Here is a 17542-nt window from a genome sequence, read left to right on the forward strand (position 1 = left end):
TACTATCTGAGTCACTCACAGGCCTGATTTTCCAAGTCTGGATGCTCGGTTATCGGGGAGAGGGTCACTGTGGACTGAACTCTACTTTTGAAACCCTCTGAAAATGGGGGTATTACCCCCCGTTACTGATTCGAATACCTACCCAGCTCGCTGCCTCCACGCCCATAGGTCTGGGTCGGCAACCCATCGCCGCCAATCATCAACCAAAAAGCTTGAGGGAGCAGGGCGTGAGAGCCGGTAAAGCGGAGTATGACTTGCGTTAAGATGGGCTTGCCAATGGGCAATAAGCACCGCGGTAGGCGTCTCGGGGATATCGAGACCCGTGAATTCCTCATGAGGTAGCGGCCACTCGGCGGCCAGGTTGGTCAGCAGTTGCGCCCATAAACGGTCGATCTCTTCCTGAATCAGCAATTTGACTTGTGTAATGTCTGCCTGCGGGCACTGCACAATGTATGCCACGCTTGCCGGGTCGCCATCGATAAAGCGGACGGCGGCGATATAGCCCAGTTGGTGGGTTTGCCGCATAGCTTGAAAGAAAGGCGCGCTATGGCGTTTGGCCGCAATTGCCATTAACTGGCGATGAATAGCGCTGCCCGGTAGCGTTAGCGTACGCATCAACGTTACACGTTGTGACGGCGTGGCCGGGCCTTCTGCCGCATGGGGGGTGGGTACTTCAGGAAGCGCTGCCAGTAGCGGTGAAAGGGCGTGCGCCGCTTCGGTGCTATCTGTCCAGAGAAGTGGCCTGGTGGGGCTGGGCGTAAGCTCGGCAAGCAGGCGGTGCGCTTGCAAGCCCGTTAGCTCAGGTAGTGGCGTCAGCCAAGCTTTCTGCATTACCTCGCTTAGCGCATTGGCAAGCGGCTGTGCCCCATGGGCGCAAAGCCAGCTTCCATGCGCGGTGGTGTGCTGCAAAAGCCCAATGCCCTGGGCGGCCAGGCGCTTTTGTGCAAGTGCTGGTAGCGCTATTTTTCTGTCAGGATAAAAACAGGCAAGCCAGTGCGGGGGCAGGCCAGTGCCGCCGCCATCGCCCACTTTACTGATGACGTTGGCTGGGGGCATGGCGTGGTTTTGAGGCGCCATCTTATGGGCAGTGGCATTTGCGGGCGCGGTTAACAGTGCGTAAGCGGCCTGAGTGGCCAGCAGCCCCGGGCCGCTTATTTCTGATCCGGTAGCGCCAAATCGCTGGGCGAGGGCCTGCTGGCGCGTCTGGGTAAATAGCCACTCGGCAAGCGAGGGCCGGTCAACGGTGACCAGGGCGCGGTCAGTATGCGCTTCTAGCACGCGGTTAATCACTTGGGTAATACCTGCGCTGCGCGTTAAAAGTTCACGCTGTTGGTCTGCCGGTAGGTGAACCGTCACGGCGAGCGTATCGGTGGCACCACTTGGGCAAAGCGTTGCTTCATAGTCGTCGGCTAGGCCGTCCAATAGTTGTGTCAGTGCGCCTGCGTTGAGTGCTTGCTCGCTTGCTTTCAACACGTCCATGTTGTGAGCAAGGCCTGCAGCAGCAAGCGGCCAGAGTAGCTCTACTGAAGATGCCGCCCCCTCGATCTCTACCGGTTGCGAGGTAGGGCGCCAGCGCCTGCTCAACGGCTTGGTGTCAGGCGGCGTTGAAGGGTAATCGCCGGGCAGGATGGCGTCTAGCAGCGCCTGCTGTTGCACCTGGGGTAGCGGTGCCGAAAGGCCCACGCTGATACGTGAAGGCGTATAGTAACGCCTGTGAAAGTGCTTTAGTTCGTCTTTGAGCGTTTCAGGCGGGCGCCCCAGGCTACGGCGCGAGCCGTGGTGGCAGAACGCACCGGGGTGGGTAGCCTCGGCGAGCGTTTGAAGCCCCGCCAGCCGGCGCATGGCGGATGTGCCCAGGCGGGCCTGGTACTCGGCGTCAATCGCGGTGCTTTCGCTGGCAATGGTGGCTTCATCGAATCGTGGCGCAAAAAGCGTCTGGTGTAGGTAGGTCAGAAACTGCGAAAGCGACCCGGCAGGCAAGCTAGCGTGAATATCGGTGATCAGGTCATCGGTGCGTGCATTCAGCTTGCCTCCCAATTGCTCGGTCAACGCGAGCAGCGAGCTGCCCTGCACAACGGGCTGGGTGAGCAGTACGTGCTCCAGTAGGTGGGCAAGGCCAGGTGTCGATTCAGGCTCATCAAGATAGCCAGCACCGACGACGATGATGATATGGACAAGCGGCGTTGACTGGCGGGTATGAAAAAGGCCCTGGGCACCGCCTTTCAAGGCGGCCAGCGTGTAGGGGGAAGTGGGCAAGTGCAAAGCCATGGCCTAGGAGGAAAGCGACCTGTAGAAATCGAGTTCCTGACGGATCATCGTCATGCGGTTCTGAGGATTTTGCATACCGTGACTCTCGTTATCAAAAATCAGCACCTCAGCGCGCCCGCCGCTTTTTTCGAGTTGGCGAGCCAACCGATGGGCCTGCTCCGGCACCACGACTCTATCAAGCTTGCCCTGAATCAGCAGCACATTGACCTGATGGCCGCTCTGGGCAAGCGTATGCATGGGGCTGCGCTGCTGCTTTTGCGTTTCATCACCCAGCAGCCAGTCCAGATAGCCGGATTCAAAGCGGTGGGTCTGCTGTGCCAGGCTGACCGCATCGGTAACGCCGTAAAGGCTGGTGCCTGCCAAAAACCGTTGAGAGTGGGCGAGCGCATTGAGCACCGTAAAACCACCGGCACTCTGGCCGCGAATGAAGCAGCGCCGCGGGCAGATACTCCCCTGGGCAATCAGCGCATCGGTAAGTGTCTCGACGTCCTCGGTATCCAGTACACCCCATTGTTGGTGCAGTGCCTGACGGTAGTCCCGGCCAAAATTGCCGCTGCCACGCGGGTTGATATCCACCACGTTGAAGCCTTGCGCCACCCAGTAGTGAATCAGCGGGTCATACACCGGGTAGCAGGCCGAGGTAGGGCCGCCGTGTACGCGCATGATCATCGGAGCGGGGGCATCTTGCGCCGTTTGGCTTGCTGGATATAAAAACCCCTGCACGCGTTGCTCGCCATCACCCAGCGGTATGCTCAGGGTTTCGGGTTGGGGTGGATTGTCGATGGGGGCAGCGCCTCTTAATACCTTGTGGGGCTCGCCGTGCCTTCCCAGTTTGATCAGTTGCGTCGTGGTCGCCTGGCCCTGAGCCAGCACATACTGCCCGTGCGAGGCCTGGGCAAGGCTCACCACTCTGCCGGTATTCAGCGCAACGGGGTCGCTTTGGGTGGGAGTGATGCGGTAAAGCCGTGCGGCACCTTGCTCAACGCGCAGGCAAAGCCCTGCCTGGTTGCCCCAGGTGTGCTGCCGCTCGCCTAGATGCCAGGGGGTGGTGATGTGGTCAAAGGGGGCGTCGCTCAGGCAGTGCAGGCTGTCTTGAGCAACATGCCAGGGCTGCCACCAGCCCGCATGGTCGCTCATCACGATGAGTCCATTATCCGCAGTGAAGGTGGGCTGGCTGACGGCCGCCCCAAAATCGAAGGTGTCGATGATGTCAAGCGAGCCGTCACCGGTGATGGCGGCAAGCGTCAGCCGACTGCGCTGCCAGGGCATGTCAGGCAGAGACCATTCGACCCAGGCCATCAAGGCGCCGTTAGGCGAAATAGCCGGGGCGCCGTAAAAGTCGGCGCCTTCGGCAAGCACTTGCTGGCGGGTTTGGTCGATGGCGATCAGGCGCTGCAGGGTGCCCGCGACGCGTCGCTCCTCCACGGCGATGATGCGCTGACGCAGCGGGTCGGCGCTCAGCCCGCCCAGGCTGCCCTGTGCGGGGGTGTACCAGGTGTGGGTTTCCAGGGCAGCGCCATTTGAATCCAGGCCCTGCCAATAGCGAAGCGACTGATCGCGTTGGCGTATCCAGGCCGCGCCCTCATCAAGAGGTACGTGGCTGCCGCCACCGTATTGGTTGACCCGGCTACCCACGCTCTCTTCACTGCTCAAGCAGTGGGCCTTCGCCATATCGCCCGCCGGGCAGCGCCACAGGTGAGTGGTGCCGCGCTCGGCATGGCGTTCCAGCCAGAAAAGTGCCGATTCAGTGCAGTGTAGCTCGGCCATCCGCTCTGGCGGTGTTGCCGCTTCTTCAAGCGAGGGAGTCAGCATGAGCGCTCCTTATGCTCAGGTTTGACGACAAATGATTTGCGACTGGCGATGCTGGCGCGGTATGAGCGCCTGCTCGTCAGTCTGGGTGCTCTTCAGGCTGGCGACCAGCGCCTCGTGTTGCGCCGAGTATTGGCACACCGGATCGGTGGCAGCGGGGTCGCCGGTGAGAAGGTACGCCTGGCAGCGGCAGCCGCCCTGGTCGGTATGGCGCTCATCACAGGATTGGCAGAGCGGCGACATCCAGTCTTCGCCGCGAAACGCGTTGAACGCATCGCTTGATCGCCAGATGTCGGCAAGCGGTGTATCGCGTGTATTGGGAAACGTGAGCGGCAGCTCGCGGGCGCTATGGCAGGGCAGTGCCGTGCCGTCCGGCGCCACGGCCATGAAGATGCTGCCCCAACCGCCCATGCACGGCTTGGGTTTATTTTCGAAATAATCGGGCACTACAAACAGCAACGACATCTGGCGGCCCTGCCGGGCGAGCTTATCGCGCCAGCGTTCGGTGACGGCTTCGGCATGGCTTAGTTGTTCTTGGGTAGGCAGCAGCGCATGGCGGTTCAGAAACGCCCAGCCGTAGTACTGGCAGTTGGCCAGTTCCACCGCGTCTGCGCCAAGCTCGTCACACAGGGCGATAAGCTCATCGATCTGGTCGATATTGTGGCGGTGCAATACCACGTTGAGCACCATGGGGTAGCCCGCCGCCTTGACCGCCCGCGCCATGGCAAGTTTATTGGCGTGGGCCTTTTGTGAACCCGCTAAAATCGCCGAAAGCTCAGGGTCGGCGGCTTGCAGGCTGATCTGGATATGATCCAGCCCGGCTTCTGCCAGGGTGTTGACGCGCTTTTCGGTCAAGCCCACCCCGGAGGTCAGAAGGTTGGTATAAAACCCCAGCTCGCGGGCGTGGCTGACCAGGGTCTCCAGGTCGCGCCTGACCAGCGGTTCGCCCCCGGAGAAGCCAAGCTGGGCGGCACCCATTTCACGGGCCTGACGCAGCACGTTCAACCACTCATCGGTAGTCAATTCGTTGCGGTACTGGCTAAAGTCCAGCGGATTGGAGCAGTAAGCGCACTGCAGCGGGCACCGGTAGGTAAGCTCTGCGAGTAGCCAAAGCGGACCGTGGGAGGGAAATTTCGCCGTCGGCATACCTTACGACTCCTTGGCTAGCCAGCCATTTTGTTGCGCCTCACTAAGAAATTCGAGTACATCGCCTTCAAGCGCGCCTGCCTCGGGGTAGAGCGCTTCAAGGTTTTTGATGATCGATAACACGCTGCTTTCACCGTCGATTTGATTCAGGATCGCCCCGGCGGTTTCGTTGAGCTTGACCATGCCTTCAGGGTAGAGCAGTACGAAGCAGTCCTGGGTGGGCTCCCACTGGAACCGCCAGCCGCGCCGCCATTGGGGAATCGTTTCAAGCTTCATTAAACGCTCCCTTAAGCGAGCGGGTGCCAAGGCCGCGATGATAGACCCGCTCGTTCGTGACGGTATGGTAGGGCGGGCGGTCGAGCTGGTAGGCCAACGTCATGGCATCGAGCATACTCCATAGCACATCCAGCTTGAACTGGAGTATCTCCAAGGCCCGCGCCTGACGCGCGGCGGTTGTGCATACCTCCAGGGCGATCTCCAGGCCGTGATCCACATCCCGCCGGGCTTCGCTCAAACGCTTGCGAAAATAGCGGTATCCCTGCTCGTCAATCCAGGGGTAATGGGTAGGCCAAGTGTCCAGCCGGCTCTGGTGCGCCTCGGGGGCGAAAAGCTCGGTCAACGATGAGATCGCCGCCTCTTCCCAGCTCGCCTGACGCACAAAGTTGAGGTAGGCATCGACGGCAAAACGCACGCCGGGAAGCACATGCTCCTGGGCCACAAGCTCTTCACGCGTAAGGCCCACTGCCTGGCCAAGCGCTATCCAGGCTTCAATGCCGCCTTCATCATCCTGGTCGCCGTCGTGATCGAGTAAGCGCTGCACCCACTGCCTGCGCACTGCCGCGTCCGGGCAGTTGGCCAGCAGCGCTGCGTCTTTTTGCGGAATCATGAGCTGGTAGTAAAAGCGGTTGGCGACCCAGCCTTGAAGCTGCGCTTTGGAAAGCTCACCCCGGGCCATGGCTTGCTGAAACGGGTGGTGAAGATGATAGAACTGCCCTTTAGCCATCAGCGCCTCTTTAAACGCCTGCTGAGTAAGCGGCGCTGCGGTCTCAAGGGAGGAAGTGTTCGATAACATGGTAGGCCTCTTGAAAAGCGGCTTCGTGATGGCGTTCACCTGCGGCAAACGTGGCTTGGCAGCGCGAACTTGTTCTCAGGATTTCAAAGCAGGGCGTAAGCATCAAAGCGTCAGACGCATTCCATCGAACGCCACTTCGATATGCTCTTGGGTCAAGAGCGCGCGCTCCTCGCTTGCCTCATCAAGAATGGGGTTGGTGTTGTTGATATGGATGAGAATCTTGCGCGTGGCATCGGGCAGCGTGGCTAAATATTCGCGCATCCCGCCTTGGCCGTTCAACGCCAAGTGCCCCATTTGCTGGCCGGTTGAGGTACCCACCCCGGTGCGTATCAGCTCGTCATCTTCCCAGACGGTGCCGTCCACCATGAAAACATCGGCCTTTTTTAAATAGCCCATGGCCTCTTCGGTGGGCTGGCCCAGACCCGGCGCGTAGCAAAGTGACTTGCCGGTGGCCTTGTCGGTAATGAAAAGCCCTAGGTTGTCGCCGTTAGAAGGCCGGCCGCGGCGGGGTGAATAGGGGGGCGCGTTGCTTGCCAGGGCAAAAGCGGTAAAGTGAAGGCCCTCGCAGCTGGGTACATCAAAATCGATGGTCGAGGTGGTTTCATCGAGCCCGATGGCGCGCCATTGAAGACCACCGTTCCAGTGGCTCAGCATATTGAAAAGCGGGAACCCGCTGGTTAAATCGCTATGGGCGTTGGGGGTACACCAGACATCCAGCGGGCAGCCTTCACGTAGCGATAAAAGCCCTGTCACGTGGTCCACCTGGGCATCTACCAGCAGCACTTCGGCGATACCGCTGCCGCGAAGCGTATTGGGCCACAGCTCAGGGGTGGCGTTTAGCTGGCTGCGAATATCCGGGGAAGCGTTGCAAAGTAGCCAGCGTTTACCGTCGCTGCTGATGGCAATCGATGACTGGGTGCGGGCCGTATACCCCTCACGATTCTGGCGCACGCTTTCGCAGTTGGCGCAGTTGCAGTTCCATTGAGGAAAACCGCCGCCGGCTGCCGAACCAAGCACTAGTACCTGCATAAGCGTAACGCTCCATGTCTTGTGGCCAACGTACATCCGTGACGCAGCCTTTGATCAAACGTATTCATCAAGCAAAAGAAATGCCTGCCATGAAGGCAGGCATTGAGACGATCTTAACGATTTGAGATGTATAGGGTTACTTCAAACCCGAGACGAATATCCTGGTAAGCAGGTTTTTTCCACATGATGCGCTCCTTGATAGAAAGACAGGGGAAGATGCTGAGTCTACAAACAATCTTCACACTACAGCCTAGACCCTAACACAAGGTTTTGTGGATTTTTAAAGCCTCTTTATTGAGCAAATGATGCTGATACCTTGATGATGTCTACCCTCGGCCTATATATCATTGCCGACAACGGTAAATACATTGATAAGCCTGTGTTGAAACTCGGCTTAGGCACAAACCCAGCCATGATTCAGTAAGCCCAAATAACCGCAAACAGGACACCCCACCCTAAAGCGCTGGCCGCCATAATGGTGTAAGTAACCGAGATCGTGATGACATCAAATTCCTTGTGTGTACAAAGAGCCTGTAAACCGTGGTAAATCAAGCTGCAAGAGATGACCAGCGCAGAGAGTATGACGACAACGTTGAACAGCAGGTTAGGTACCAATAGCGCCAATGACGAGGCAAATAGAGGCAGTGGTGCAAAAGCGGCGAGTAAATAAGCATCTTGATAGCTGATGGATAACTCGTCAGTACCATTCACGACGGTATGTATTAACCAACCCATAATGAAAAAACTTAAGAGTTCTGCAAGGAAAATAATCGTGGTTATAAAACGCCACTCTCGATCAGCAAAACCTGCCATAAAAGCATCGCCATAGTGAGTGCCCGCAAAATAGAGCATCATGGGCGGTAGGAGCGACATGGGCAAAACCACTAGCCATACCAGTAATGGAATAGAGGGTGAAGAGGCCTGTAATTCTTTCCAACCGACGCGGTGGTTGAATGGCATTTTACAAAAAGTTAGAGCATTCATGGCAGTTTCCCCTTGGAGAAATATCCAAATGACTATTTATATCACATTGTGATATTATATTTTTAGAAGAACCACTATCATTTGTCAAGACAATGATCGTTGCGAATAAGGCACTGAGTAAGACACAGAGAATAGGCAAAATGGATAAGAAACCTACCCTTGATAAAAACGACTTTGAGCGGTTGTCCCAATTTCGTTATCGGCTTCGCTGTTTCCTTCGCCAAAGTGAAAATATCTGCCAGCGCTATGGGCTGACATCGTTGCAATATCAACTATTGCTACATCTACGTGGTTTCCATGGGAGGGACTGGGCAACCGTGGGAGAGCTTGCTGAACGACTCCAGGCGAAACACCATGGGGTCGTGGCGTTGGTTGACCGTTGTGAGCAGCTAGCGCTGGTTGAGCGGCGGCAAGGGCGCGAAGATCGCCGTCAAATAGAGATACATTTATTGGAAGAGGGGGTGAAACGGGTAACGCAAATAGCCGAAACCCATCAACCCGAATTGCGTCATTTGCACGAAGAGTCACCGTTCCCCCTTTGGGATCACCCCACTTAATGCAGGCATGAGGTCGGCTTATATAGCTAATAGGCATTGTTTTTCCTCATTAGAAAAAAAGTGGTTCTACCGTCATTTCTTTTTATGTTTACTCGGTGGCATTTAAGTGCCCTATTTCTATACTGTTGACTTACATACATAACTAACCAGGTACCTCTCTATGAAAAAGCATGATTTGCCTTCGGGAGCCGGAGATGTCGCCAACCAGTATCCTGAGATATGGGATGCTTATGCCGCTCTCGGCAAAGCCTGCGCTGAAGCTGGGCCGCTTGATGAACGTAGTCGGCGCTTGGTAAAGCTCTCGTTGGCCATCGGGTCGCGCTCAGAAGGGGCGGTGCATTCCCATGTTCGCCGTGCTCTGGATGAAGGCATCAGCGCTGAAGAGCTCAAGCAGGTTGCCATGCTGGCGATTCCTACCACCGGGTTTCCGACAGCGGTCGCGGCCCTGACTTGGATCGAGGACATTACCGATCCTGACTAAGGCCGCTTTGAAAGATCCTGGTGGTTGCTGAATGCTCGTTACTGTTCAAGGTTCTACCCGACACATGAGCGTCGGGTAGAACCGTTAGGGTAGAGCGTTAATACTACCCATCACCGTAGCGTTTAAGGCTTGGCGTTCTGTAGCGCTTGCGCTTCGATATCTCTATCGACTGAAGAGACGTAGTACTCGTCATCAAAGGCGCCCTCTGGCTCCTTGAGCCATACCAGGCAGATAAGCCAACTGATGAACGCGCCGGTAGCGATGATGTAGAAGAACTGCGACGGGGTGACAAAGGTAAAGATGGTCAGGTAGACCACTGCGCCTACATTGCCGTAGGCGCCAGCCATGCCTGATATCTGACCGGTGATACGACGCTTGATAGAAGGAATGATACCGAACGTCGCCCCTTCGGCCCCTTGCACGAAAATCGATGTGCCGATGGTCACGATCACCGCCAGTATCAGTGGCCAGCTAGAATTGAGCATGGCCATCAGCAAAAAACCCACGCTAATACCAAACATGTAGCACAGCATCACGAAACGCCGGTTACCCATGCGGTCAGAGACCATGCCGCCCATGGGGCGTGCCACCAAATTGACGAAGGCAAACGACGCCGCGATGATCCCCGCCGTCGCGGCATTCAGCCCCCAGGTTTGTTCAAAGAACATGGGCAGCATCGACACCACCGCCAGTTCAGCGCCGAAGTTGGCAAAGTAGGTGCTGTTAAGCGCGGCCACGCTATTGAAGGAGTACTTGTCATCCTCAGGGACGCCCTTGCGCAGGATCGGCAGGTTGACTCTGAGAATCTGGACTATCTGGTAAATGACGATAGCGATAATGACAAGATAAGCGACGACCGCCCCGGCAACCGATAAATAGCCCATATACTGGATACGCCAGACCAATATGGCGAGCACGCCGACCAGCGGAATAGTCCAGATAATCAGCTTGATCATATCGCCCCAGGAGCTAACCTCCATCGCGGCGGTCTTGCGTGGCTTACGGTGGGCCTGAGCATCGGGGCCGTCAGTGATCGCAAACCAGTAGTAAACACCGTAGGCTGCCATGACGATAGCGCTTTGGGCGATGGCCCAGCGCCAGCCATCGGGGCCGCCATACATGCTCAAGGCGATGGTCGGCAGCGACATGGCCGCCACGGCGGAGCCAAAGTTACCCCAACCAGCATAGAAACCTTCGGCAAAACCGATGTCCTTGGGTTTGAACCAAAGAGCGGTCATGTGGATACCCACCACGAAGCTGGCGCCAATCGAACTCAATACCAGGCGCGCCACCAGTAGCTGCGTCATGCTGTTGCCGAAGGCAAACGCCAGCGCCGGTAGCGACATGCTGACCATGAGTACCGAAAAGACCCGACGCGGGCCGAAGCGATCCAATGCCATGCCGACGATAATACGGGCGGGAATGGTCAAGGCGACGTTGCAGATGGCGAATAGCTTGAGATCATCCTGTGTTAGCCAGTCAACGCTCTTGAGCATGCTCGAGGCGAGTGGCGCCATGTTGAACCAGACATAAAAGGTAATGAAGAAGGCGATCCAGGTAAGGTGCAGGGCCCGGATTTCAGGACTGCGAAACTTGAATACAGCGGAAACTTTCATGGTCGTATCATCCTGTGTCCCAAAATGGCTAGGTGGGCTTTCAAGGGCTGGGTAGGATCAATAAAGGACATTCGGCGCGTCGGGCCAAAAACGAGCTGACGCTGCCAAAGGTCATGTAGTCGAGTTCGTCGACAAAGTACGTCAACGACTTGGCGATAATGCCGCCGTCCGGTTGGTGGCTATGGCGGGCAATCACCAGTAAGTCAGGCGCTAGCTTGCGTGTTGCCTGAAGAAGCATCTTGCGGGCATCGCCTTCGGCAAGCAGTTGTTCGGCCTTGAAGCCCTCGCCGGTTGCAAACGCCACGCCCTCCTGAAGGTGTTGTTTAAGGTCGCTCTGCTCCTGCTGAAAAAGCGTTTCGTTGTTATCGGTTGAGTCCAATGGGTTCTCTACGACGCCCACCAGTACAAGTAGTGGCTGGTTACAACGGAACATGTTGACGACTTGAGCGAGCGCCAGCTTGGCATTTCGCGAACCGTCGTAGGCAATCATGATCTTCATGGTGTCCTCCCGCAGTGGGGTAGGGGGTTGAACCCCGGAGCCAGGCTCCGGGAGTAAAAGGGCAGGCGGTGTTAGGGGTTCTTGACGTAGGCGCCTTTGCGCAGATAGAACCACCAGTTAATGACCAGACAAATGGCGTAGAAGACAGCGAAGCCGTACATGGCAAGCTCCGGTGTTCCGGCCTGGATTTGCTCACCCATTACCCGCGGTGCAATGAAGGCGCCATAGGCTGCTACCGCAGAGGTCCAGCCAAGTACCGGGCCTTTTTGTTGCTGGTCGAAAATTACGCCGATGCTGCGGAAAGTAGAGCCATTGCCAATGCCGCTGGCGGCAAATAGAACAATGAAAAGCAGCAGGAATAACCAGAAGAACTGATTTGGGTCGGTAGCGTTGTAGGCTTGCATCATCACGTAGCCGGTAGCGATGGAAGCGACCACCATGACGGCAGAGATGATTTGAGTAACGATGGAGCCACCCACTTTATCGGAGATCCACCCGCCCAGCGGGCGGATCAGAGCGCCCACGAAGGGACCTATCCAGGCCCAGGTCAAGGCGCTAGGTGCTTGCGGGTTGGCTACACGAACCAGCGTGCCGTCGGCGGCTGCTTCCATCATGTTGCCGAAAATGACGTTGATGGAGAGCGGTAGCGCCGCCGAAAAGCCGATAAAGGAACCGAAGGTCAGGATGTAGAGAATGGTCATCGACCAGGTGTGCTTATTGCGAAAGATGGCGAACTGCTTCTGGATATTGGGTTTGATATCGCCAGGAATCAGGCGTAATAGCGCCAGTGTCAGAACAATAGTCAGTGGCAAGGCAATCCACATGTTCAGCCAGCCGAGTGCCAGCATGCCAATGATGGAAGTAACCAAGCCGACACCGTAGAGCCCTAATATCTTGCTGAAAGCCGCCAGCGGCGAGCCGGGGTTAGGCGTAATAGAGCGCAGGTTATTCATGCCGAACCAGCCGATGAACGCCAATGGAATCAGAAACACCAGCCAAATAAAGCCAGCGTTTTGGATCCAGGTGTTGGTGCCTGCCTCGATACGGCCAATCAAGGTGCCGCTGGCGCTTTGCAACTCCATCGGAGCGCCGCCGATCACGCCGAAAATACCCACGGTCATCACCAGTGGAATCACGATCTGCATGGTAGTGACACCGAAGTTGCCAAGACCCGCATTCATGCCCAGGGCATAACCTTGTTGCTTGCTGGGGAAAAAGGTGGAAATGTTGCTCATGGAGCAAGCGAAGTTACCACCACCGATACCGGAAAGCAGGGCTAACGCCTGGAATACCCAGAACGGCGTGCCTGGGTTCATCAACGCGATACCGGTACCTGCGGCGGGAAGCATCAGTAGTGCCGTGGTCAGGAAGATGGTGTTACGCCCACCCGCTATACGGATCATGAACGAGGCAGGAATGCGCAATGTCGCGCCTGCCAAGCCCGCAAGCGCGGTCAGCGAAAATAGTTGAGTAACCGAGAACGAAAAGCCCAGATTCTGCATCTGGGTGGCAATCATTCCCCACATCATCCAAACAGCAAAGCCCATTAGCAGGCTGGGTATGGATATCCATAGATTACGGTTGGCGACCCGCTTGCCTTCCTGTTCCCAGAATTGGGGGTCTTCGACATCCCACTTCTCAATGTCGGCGTTTCTTTTACTCATGGCGGCTTCCCCTTGGCATCAAACCTTTTCTGCACTTAGCAGTTAGAAAGCAAGATACGCTCGGGAAAGGGGTTGTGGAATAGGCGAAAATAGCCTGAAAATCAGCGACATACCTCTTGAGAGGTAGTCGCTGATAAGGCCGAGTAAATTGATTTTAAAGGTAAAAAACTGGCCGGGGGTAGGTAGGTCGCAGTACAAAAAAACCTTGAAAGTCTTTGGAGGTAACCACTCAGAGCTGGCTAGTGGTCGATACCTTCCTGGACAGCCCAGACGGCGGCTTCAACGCGAGAGCGTAGGTTGAGCTTCTTGAGCAGATGCTTGACGTGTACCTTGACGGTGCCTTCCGTGATATCAAGCTTACGGGCAATAAGCTTATTGGAGAGGCCCGCAGCAAGCTCTCTCAGGATCTCGCGTTCGCGTTGAGTCAGGCTATGGATGTCGGGAGTGGTAGGCGCGCTTCGCTGATTACGCAAGGCTTCGGCCAGTAAAGCGGTCAGGCTTTCGCTAATCACCATGCGCCCTAGGGCCGCCTGACGCAGCTGGCGCACCATGTCTTCGGGCTCCATATCCTTCAACAAGTAGCCGTCGGCACCAGTACGCAGCGCCGCGACTACATCATCTTCATGGTCAGAAACGGTGAACATTACCACCCGACCACTGTAGTTAGCTTCGCGCAGGCGTCGCAATGCTTCCAGTCCGTTAACGCCCGGCATATTCAAGTCCAGCAAAACAAGGTCTGGCTCTAGCTTGAGGGCCAGCGCAATGCCTTCTTCAGGGTCACCCGTCTCGCCCACCAATTCCAGGTCGTCTTCAAGCTCGAGCAACTGCGCCACGCCACGACGTAATAGTGGATGGTCATCGATGATCAGCAGGCTGGCGGGGGATTCGTTGGAGGTTGATTGCGTCATTAAGAGGTCTCTGTACCTATAGGAGAGTCAGCGGCAGCCGAGTTTGGCTGCTGTTGGATTAAGCGAGCGGTCAAGGGCGTAAACACAAGTTCGACACAGGTCCCGCCGGTAGGGCGGTTGGCGATGCGAAGCTCCCCGTTCAGGGTGTTGGCCCGGTCACGTATGATGACCAATCCATAGTGCATCGGTGGCGAGCTGTCGTCTTCCAGACCAATGCCGTCATCCTCGATGCGAACCAGCAATTGAGCATCGGCAAAGCGTACCGTCACTGCGGCCCAGTGCGCATTGGCATGCTTATGGGTATTAGCCAGCGCCTCCCGGATGATCTGAAGAACATGGATATCTTCGTTAGGATTAAGTAAGTAAGGCGGCACATCATAATCAAGCTCGACCGTGGCGCCTATACGCCGGGAAAATTCATCCACGGTTTCACGCAAGGCAAACTGTAAACCCGGGCCTTCGAGCTTAAGCCGGAAGGTGGTGAGCAGTTCACGCAGTTGGCGATAGGCACTATTTAAACCGTTACGCAACTCTTCGAATACCGCCGACTGGGCTTCTCGAGTGGCTTCCTTTTGCTGCATGCGTTCGAGCCTGGCGACCTGCATCTTGAGATAAGAGAGTGATTGCGCCAGGGAATCGTGAAGTTCACGCGCAATGATGGTGCGTTCATTGATCAAGGTAACCTGTTGCTGCTCCTCGATACGTCGCTGTAGATATACCGCCGTGGCCAACTGGTCGGCCAGCATGGTGAGCAGCCGGCGGGTACTATCGTTGAGTCGCTCCAGGGGATACCACACTTCCAGTGTGCCTAGCAGCGTGTCGCCTACGCTGATCGGTAACAGCAGACATTGGGCCTGGTCAGAGGCCACCATGTCCAGAGGCCTGGGGTCGATCAGGCAGGCATTGCACTCCTGATCACGGCAATACTCTGGCCGGGTTCGCGAATGCGTTTCCAGTACCGCCATTTCCCGTTGGTCGAAAGGATCGTTCAGCGAAAGCCTTATTGGCCCGATATCCAGCAGCTTTTCCAGTTCACGCAACATCGGGGCTGCACTGGAGCAAAGGTCATTGCCGCCGCCATATAGCGAAAGACTGGCATCGTGCATCACCTGTAGCGCCTGATTGCTGCGCTCGAGCTCCTGTTCCTTGCGCGAGACTTTATCTTCCAGCGCTGCGTAGCTTGTCGCCAATTCGGCAGACATCTTGTTAAAGGTTCGGCCCAGCAGAGCCAGTTCATCACTGCCACGCAGTTGCGAACGCGGCTTGAAGTTACGCTGTGCCGCTTCACGTGCAAGCTCCATGAGTTGACGCAAAGGTACCACCAGATTGTGGCGAACATCGTAAAGGGCGATGGCGACCACAATGGCAATCAACACTAAAAAGAGGACTTGCATCATACCCAGCAGGCGTACCTTGGCTTCGGTACTCTGCTCCAGGTAGGTCACCAGCATTTCGATATCATTGACCATCGCCACGATCATCGTTTCAAGCGTATCAAGCGCCAAGTCACTGGAGGGGGCCAGTAGCGCCGGGCGAAGTGTAAGCTGCCAGTAGGTCTGTATCTTTTCCAACTGACGGTGGCGCTCATGGCGGTCATCATCCGGGATAGTTTGTTGCAGGGTGGTGCCATTCAAACGCCGGTCGAAACTGGTAATCAAATTTTCCAGTTGTTCTTCGCTTGCTTCCTCGGGTTCATACTCAAGGCGCTGCAGGGCCCCCATGATCTGGTAAGCATTCATGCGTAAGGAGCCTGCGACATTAATCGCGGCAGCATCGCCTCGACTGCCGTTGGACATCGCCATGGTCAGCAGGATGCAGATAAGTGCCATGCCGCTAATGGCTAGCAGTGACGCAATGATGCGAGCAACCAGCGAACGTTTAAGTAATTTCATGGCAGGTCCGGTAGTACAGAAGAGATAAGAGTGTAAGGCATTGTCTGCATCTTGATACGAGGACTATCCCTTTAGGGTTAGCCGAACTACCTCCGATGTTTTTTGACCTAGGCTCTGTATATACAGACAATTCTTACATGTCTTCTGATGTCTTCATACCCTTGCCGGGAATCGCTATGCCCTCATCCATGCCCCCACCCACAGTGGAGACATCTACCGCGCCGGTAAATGGCTATCAGTTGTTGGTCGCCATGCTGCTGATGCCGTTGGCTAGCGCCTTGGCGGTGGCTAGCTGGGCGCTCTACGCCTTGCTCGCCAAGCACCCAGTCTTTGTGCTGGTACCGATGAGTAGCGGCATGTTGTTGGCATGGCCTGTCTGGTATTACGCCAGGCGAGGCGACACCTGCCGGGTAATGCAATGGCTACTGCTGGGGCTGGCCCTATCACTGGTCGCCTTTGCGATGGCGAGCCAACCATGGGAATTTCTGTGTGTGGGGGGTGGGCTTGGCTTAGGTGGCGCGATGATTGCCACCGGCGTTGCTCACTCCGAAGGCTGGATGCCTGGCCGAACTGCCCGCTCATGGGTGGGGCTTTGTCTGGCGTTGGCCGCAGGCATCGGGTTTTCCTTACGAATGACGCCTCTTGTGGTGCAGGCCTATGGGTGGCGAGCGGCGCCCCTGAGTCTGCTGATCCCTCTTTGCATGATAATGCTGTTGCTATGGTTTTTCGTGGAGTCACCTGAGTAGCGCCTCCCTCTAAATCTAGTCGACTAATCTTACCTAAAGCGATAAGGCCCATTATATGACGATAGCAACCTTTGCCGATCTACTACAGGAAGCCCGTAAACAGCCAAAGCCTCAGCGGCTGTTGTTTGTGTTTGTGCGCGCAGAGCTGCCCGACTTTCCCGATGAAGAGCAGCGTCGTCGCTTTGAGCAGGGCGAAGGTGGCGTGTTGGTGCCGGTAATTTGCGTGGACAAATCGACCGAAGAGCTGAGCAACATGGCGGCATTGGTTGAGGAATCACGCCGCACGGAGATCGAATGGGATCTGGTGTTTGCTGCTGCCATGGACGATCCAAGTGATGACAGTGAGGTTGAGCGCCAGCTTCAGCGCATGATGGAATCGCTACAAATGGGTAATATCAGCTCATTTCTTGCCTTCGATCCCCACGGTGAAGCGGTGAACGTCGGCTAGGGAGTGATCATGGAGCACTATTTTCTCATCAAGCAACTGCACATGACCGCCGCCACGCTGAGTATTTCGTTTTTTGTACTACGCGCCTGGTGGTCGGTGCGCGAAAGCCCCTATATCAACGCGCGCTGGGTCAGGATATTGCCCCATCTCATTGATACGGCCTTGCTGGGGCTGGGCGTGACCCTGATGGTATTACTTTCCTTATGGCCCTGGCAGCTGCCTTGGCTTGGCGCCAAGTTACTCGCGTTGCTGGCCTACATTGGTTTTGGCACCATCGCGATCAAGCGCGGGCCAACCCCCCAGGCGCGAGCCATTGCCGCCGTTGTGGCGGTGGCTATTTTCGCCTATATGGTGGGAGCCGCGGTTCGCCACAGCCCGCTTTCCTGGCTTTCCTGACCCGCGGCCAGGTGAACCTGGCCGCTT

At 56.4% G+C, this 17542-nt stretch carries 18 protein-coding genes; 5 read left to right on the plus strand and 13 right to left on the minus strand.

The genetic code is table 11. From position 1 onward, the window contains the following. Positions 1-138 precede the first annotated feature (138 nt). From ACFFLD_RS00010 to ACFFLD_RS00045, 8 genes are all read right to left on the minus strand, one after another. Positions 139-2256, minus strand: a complete 2118-nt coding sequence (locus ACFFLD_RS00010) for a M16 family metallopeptidase (RefSeq protein WP_386043610.1) — start codon at positions 2254-2256, stop codon at positions 139-141. 15 nt (positions 2257-2271) lie between these two features. After that, a complete protein-coding gene (locus tag ACFFLD_RS00015) occupies positions 2272-4080 on the minus strand; it encodes an alpha/beta hydrolase family protein (protein WP_386043612.1) in 1809 nt (602 codons plus the stop codon). A 15-nt stretch (positions 4081-4095) separates the two neighbouring features. Then, positions 4096-5223 (minus strand): pyrroloquinoline quinone biosynthesis protein PqqE, encoded by a 1128-nt coding sequence (gene pqqE, locus ACFFLD_RS00020; protein ID WP_386043614.1) that lies wholly within the window; start codon positions 5221-5223, stop codon positions 4096-4098. 3 nt (positions 5224-5226) lie between these two features. Next, on the minus strand, positions 5227-5499 hold the full coding sequence (pqqD, locus tag ACFFLD_RS00025) for a pyrroloquinoline quinone biosynthesis peptide chaperone PqqD (protein WP_386043616.1): 273 nt from the start codon (positions 5497-5499) through the stop codon (positions 5227-5229). Then, positions 5489-6295, minus strand: coding sequence for a pyrroloquinoline-quinone synthase PqqC (gene pqqC / locus ACFFLD_RS00030; protein ID WP_386043618.1), 807 nt, complete (start codon positions 6293-6295; stop codon positions 5489-5491). Before pqqC ends, pqqD begins: the two co-directional genes overlap by 11 nt. 102 nt (positions 6296-6397) lie before the next feature. After that, the gene (gene pqqB, locus ACFFLD_RS00035) at positions 6398-7324 is read right to left on the minus strand and encodes a pyrroloquinoline quinone biosynthesis protein PqqB (RefSeq protein ID WP_386043620.1); all 927 of its coding nucleotides are present in this window, start codon (positions 7322-7324) and stop codon (positions 6398-6400) included. A gap of 113 nt (positions 7325-7437) precedes the next feature. Next, positions 7438-7509: a pyrroloquinoline quinone precursor peptide PqqA gene (pqqA, locus tag ACFFLD_RS00040; protein WP_113268409.1), complete on the minus strand. Its 72-nt coding sequence runs from the start codon at positions 7507-7509 to the stop codon at positions 7438-7440. Between the two features lie 232 nt (positions 7510-7741). Continuing rightward, positions 7742-8308 (minus strand): YIP1 family protein, encoded by a 567-nt coding sequence (locus ACFFLD_RS00045; protein WP_386043622.1) that lies wholly within the window; start codon positions 8306-8308, stop codon positions 7742-7744. Between the two features lie 140 nt (positions 8309-8448). On the opposite strand from ACFFLD_RS00045, the gene ACFFLD_RS00050 reads away from it, so the two are divergent. Together ACFFLD_RS00050 and ACFFLD_RS00055 are read left to right on the plus strand one after the other, a co-directional pair. After that, complete coding sequence (locus ACFFLD_RS00050) at positions 8449-8865, plus strand: MarR family winged helix-turn-helix transcriptional regulator (RefSeq protein WP_386043624.1); 417 nt, start codon at positions 8449-8451, stop codon at positions 8863-8865. Positions 8866-9025: 160 nt separating this feature from the next. Then, entirely contained in the window at positions 9026-9346 is a 321-nt protein-coding gene (locus tag ACFFLD_RS00055) for a carboxymuconolactone decarboxylase family protein (RefSeq protein ID WP_386043626.1), read from the plus strand. A 122-nt stretch (positions 9347-9468) separates the two neighbouring features. Here the strand turns inward: ACFFLD_RS00055 and ACFFLD_RS00060 are convergent, their stop codons facing one another. The 5 genes from ACFFLD_RS00060 to ACFFLD_RS00080 form a co-directional block, all read right to left on the minus strand. Next, positions 9469-10962, minus strand: coding sequence for an MFS transporter (locus ACFFLD_RS00060; protein WP_386043628.1), 1494 nt, complete (start codon positions 10960-10962; stop codon positions 9469-9471). 40 nt (positions 10963-11002) lie between these two features. Then, entirely contained in the window at positions 11003-11461 is a 459-nt protein-coding gene (locus ACFFLD_RS00065) for a universal stress protein (protein ID WP_386043630.1), read from the minus strand. Between the two features lie 71 nt (positions 11462-11532). Beyond that, the gene (locus tag ACFFLD_RS00070) at positions 11533-13125 is read right to left on the minus strand and encodes an antiporter (protein ID WP_386043632.1); all 1593 of its coding nucleotides are present in this window, start codon (positions 13123-13125) and stop codon (positions 11533-11535) included. Between the two features lie 239 nt (positions 13126-13364). Continuing rightward, positions 13365-14033, minus strand: coding sequence for a two-component system response regulator NarL (narL, locus tag ACFFLD_RS00075; protein ID WP_386043634.1), 669 nt, complete (start codon positions 14031-14033; stop codon positions 13365-13367). Then, positions 14033-15925: a type IV pili methyl-accepting chemotaxis transducer N-terminal domain-containing protein gene (locus tag ACFFLD_RS00080; protein ID WP_386043636.1), complete on the minus strand. Its 1893-nt coding sequence runs from the start codon at positions 15923-15925 to the stop codon at positions 14033-14035. Before ACFFLD_RS00080 ends, narL begins: the two co-directional genes overlap by 1 nt. A gap of 176 nt (positions 15926-16101) precedes the next feature. Here ACFFLD_RS00080 and ACFFLD_RS00085 point away from each other — a divergent pair, with 176 nt between their 5' ends. From ACFFLD_RS00085 to ACFFLD_RS00095, 3 genes are read left to right on the plus strand one after another with little or no spacing between them, the layout of a single operon-like run. Further along, positions 16102-16671, plus strand: a complete 570-nt coding sequence (locus ACFFLD_RS00085; protein ID WP_386043638.1) for a hypothetical protein — start codon at positions 16102-16104, stop codon at positions 16669-16671. Between the two features lie 55 nt (positions 16672-16726). Continuing rightward, positions 16727-17119, plus strand: a complete 393-nt coding sequence (locus ACFFLD_RS00090; protein WP_386043640.1) for a ribonucleotide reductase subunit alpha — start codon at positions 16727-16729, stop codon at positions 17117-17119. A gap of 9 nt (positions 17120-17128) precedes the next feature. Next, entirely contained in the window at positions 17129-17515 is a 387-nt protein-coding gene (locus tag ACFFLD_RS00095; RefSeq protein WP_386043642.1) for a SirB2 family protein, read from the plus strand. The last annotated feature ends 27 nt before the right edge of the window (positions 17516-17542 follow it).

It is taken from the genome of Vreelandella sulfidaeris (genome assembly GCF_042429665.1).
In the GTDB taxonomy this organism is placed as follows: Bacteria; Pseudomonadota; Gammaproteobacteria; order Pseudomonadales; family Halomonadaceae; genus Vreelandella.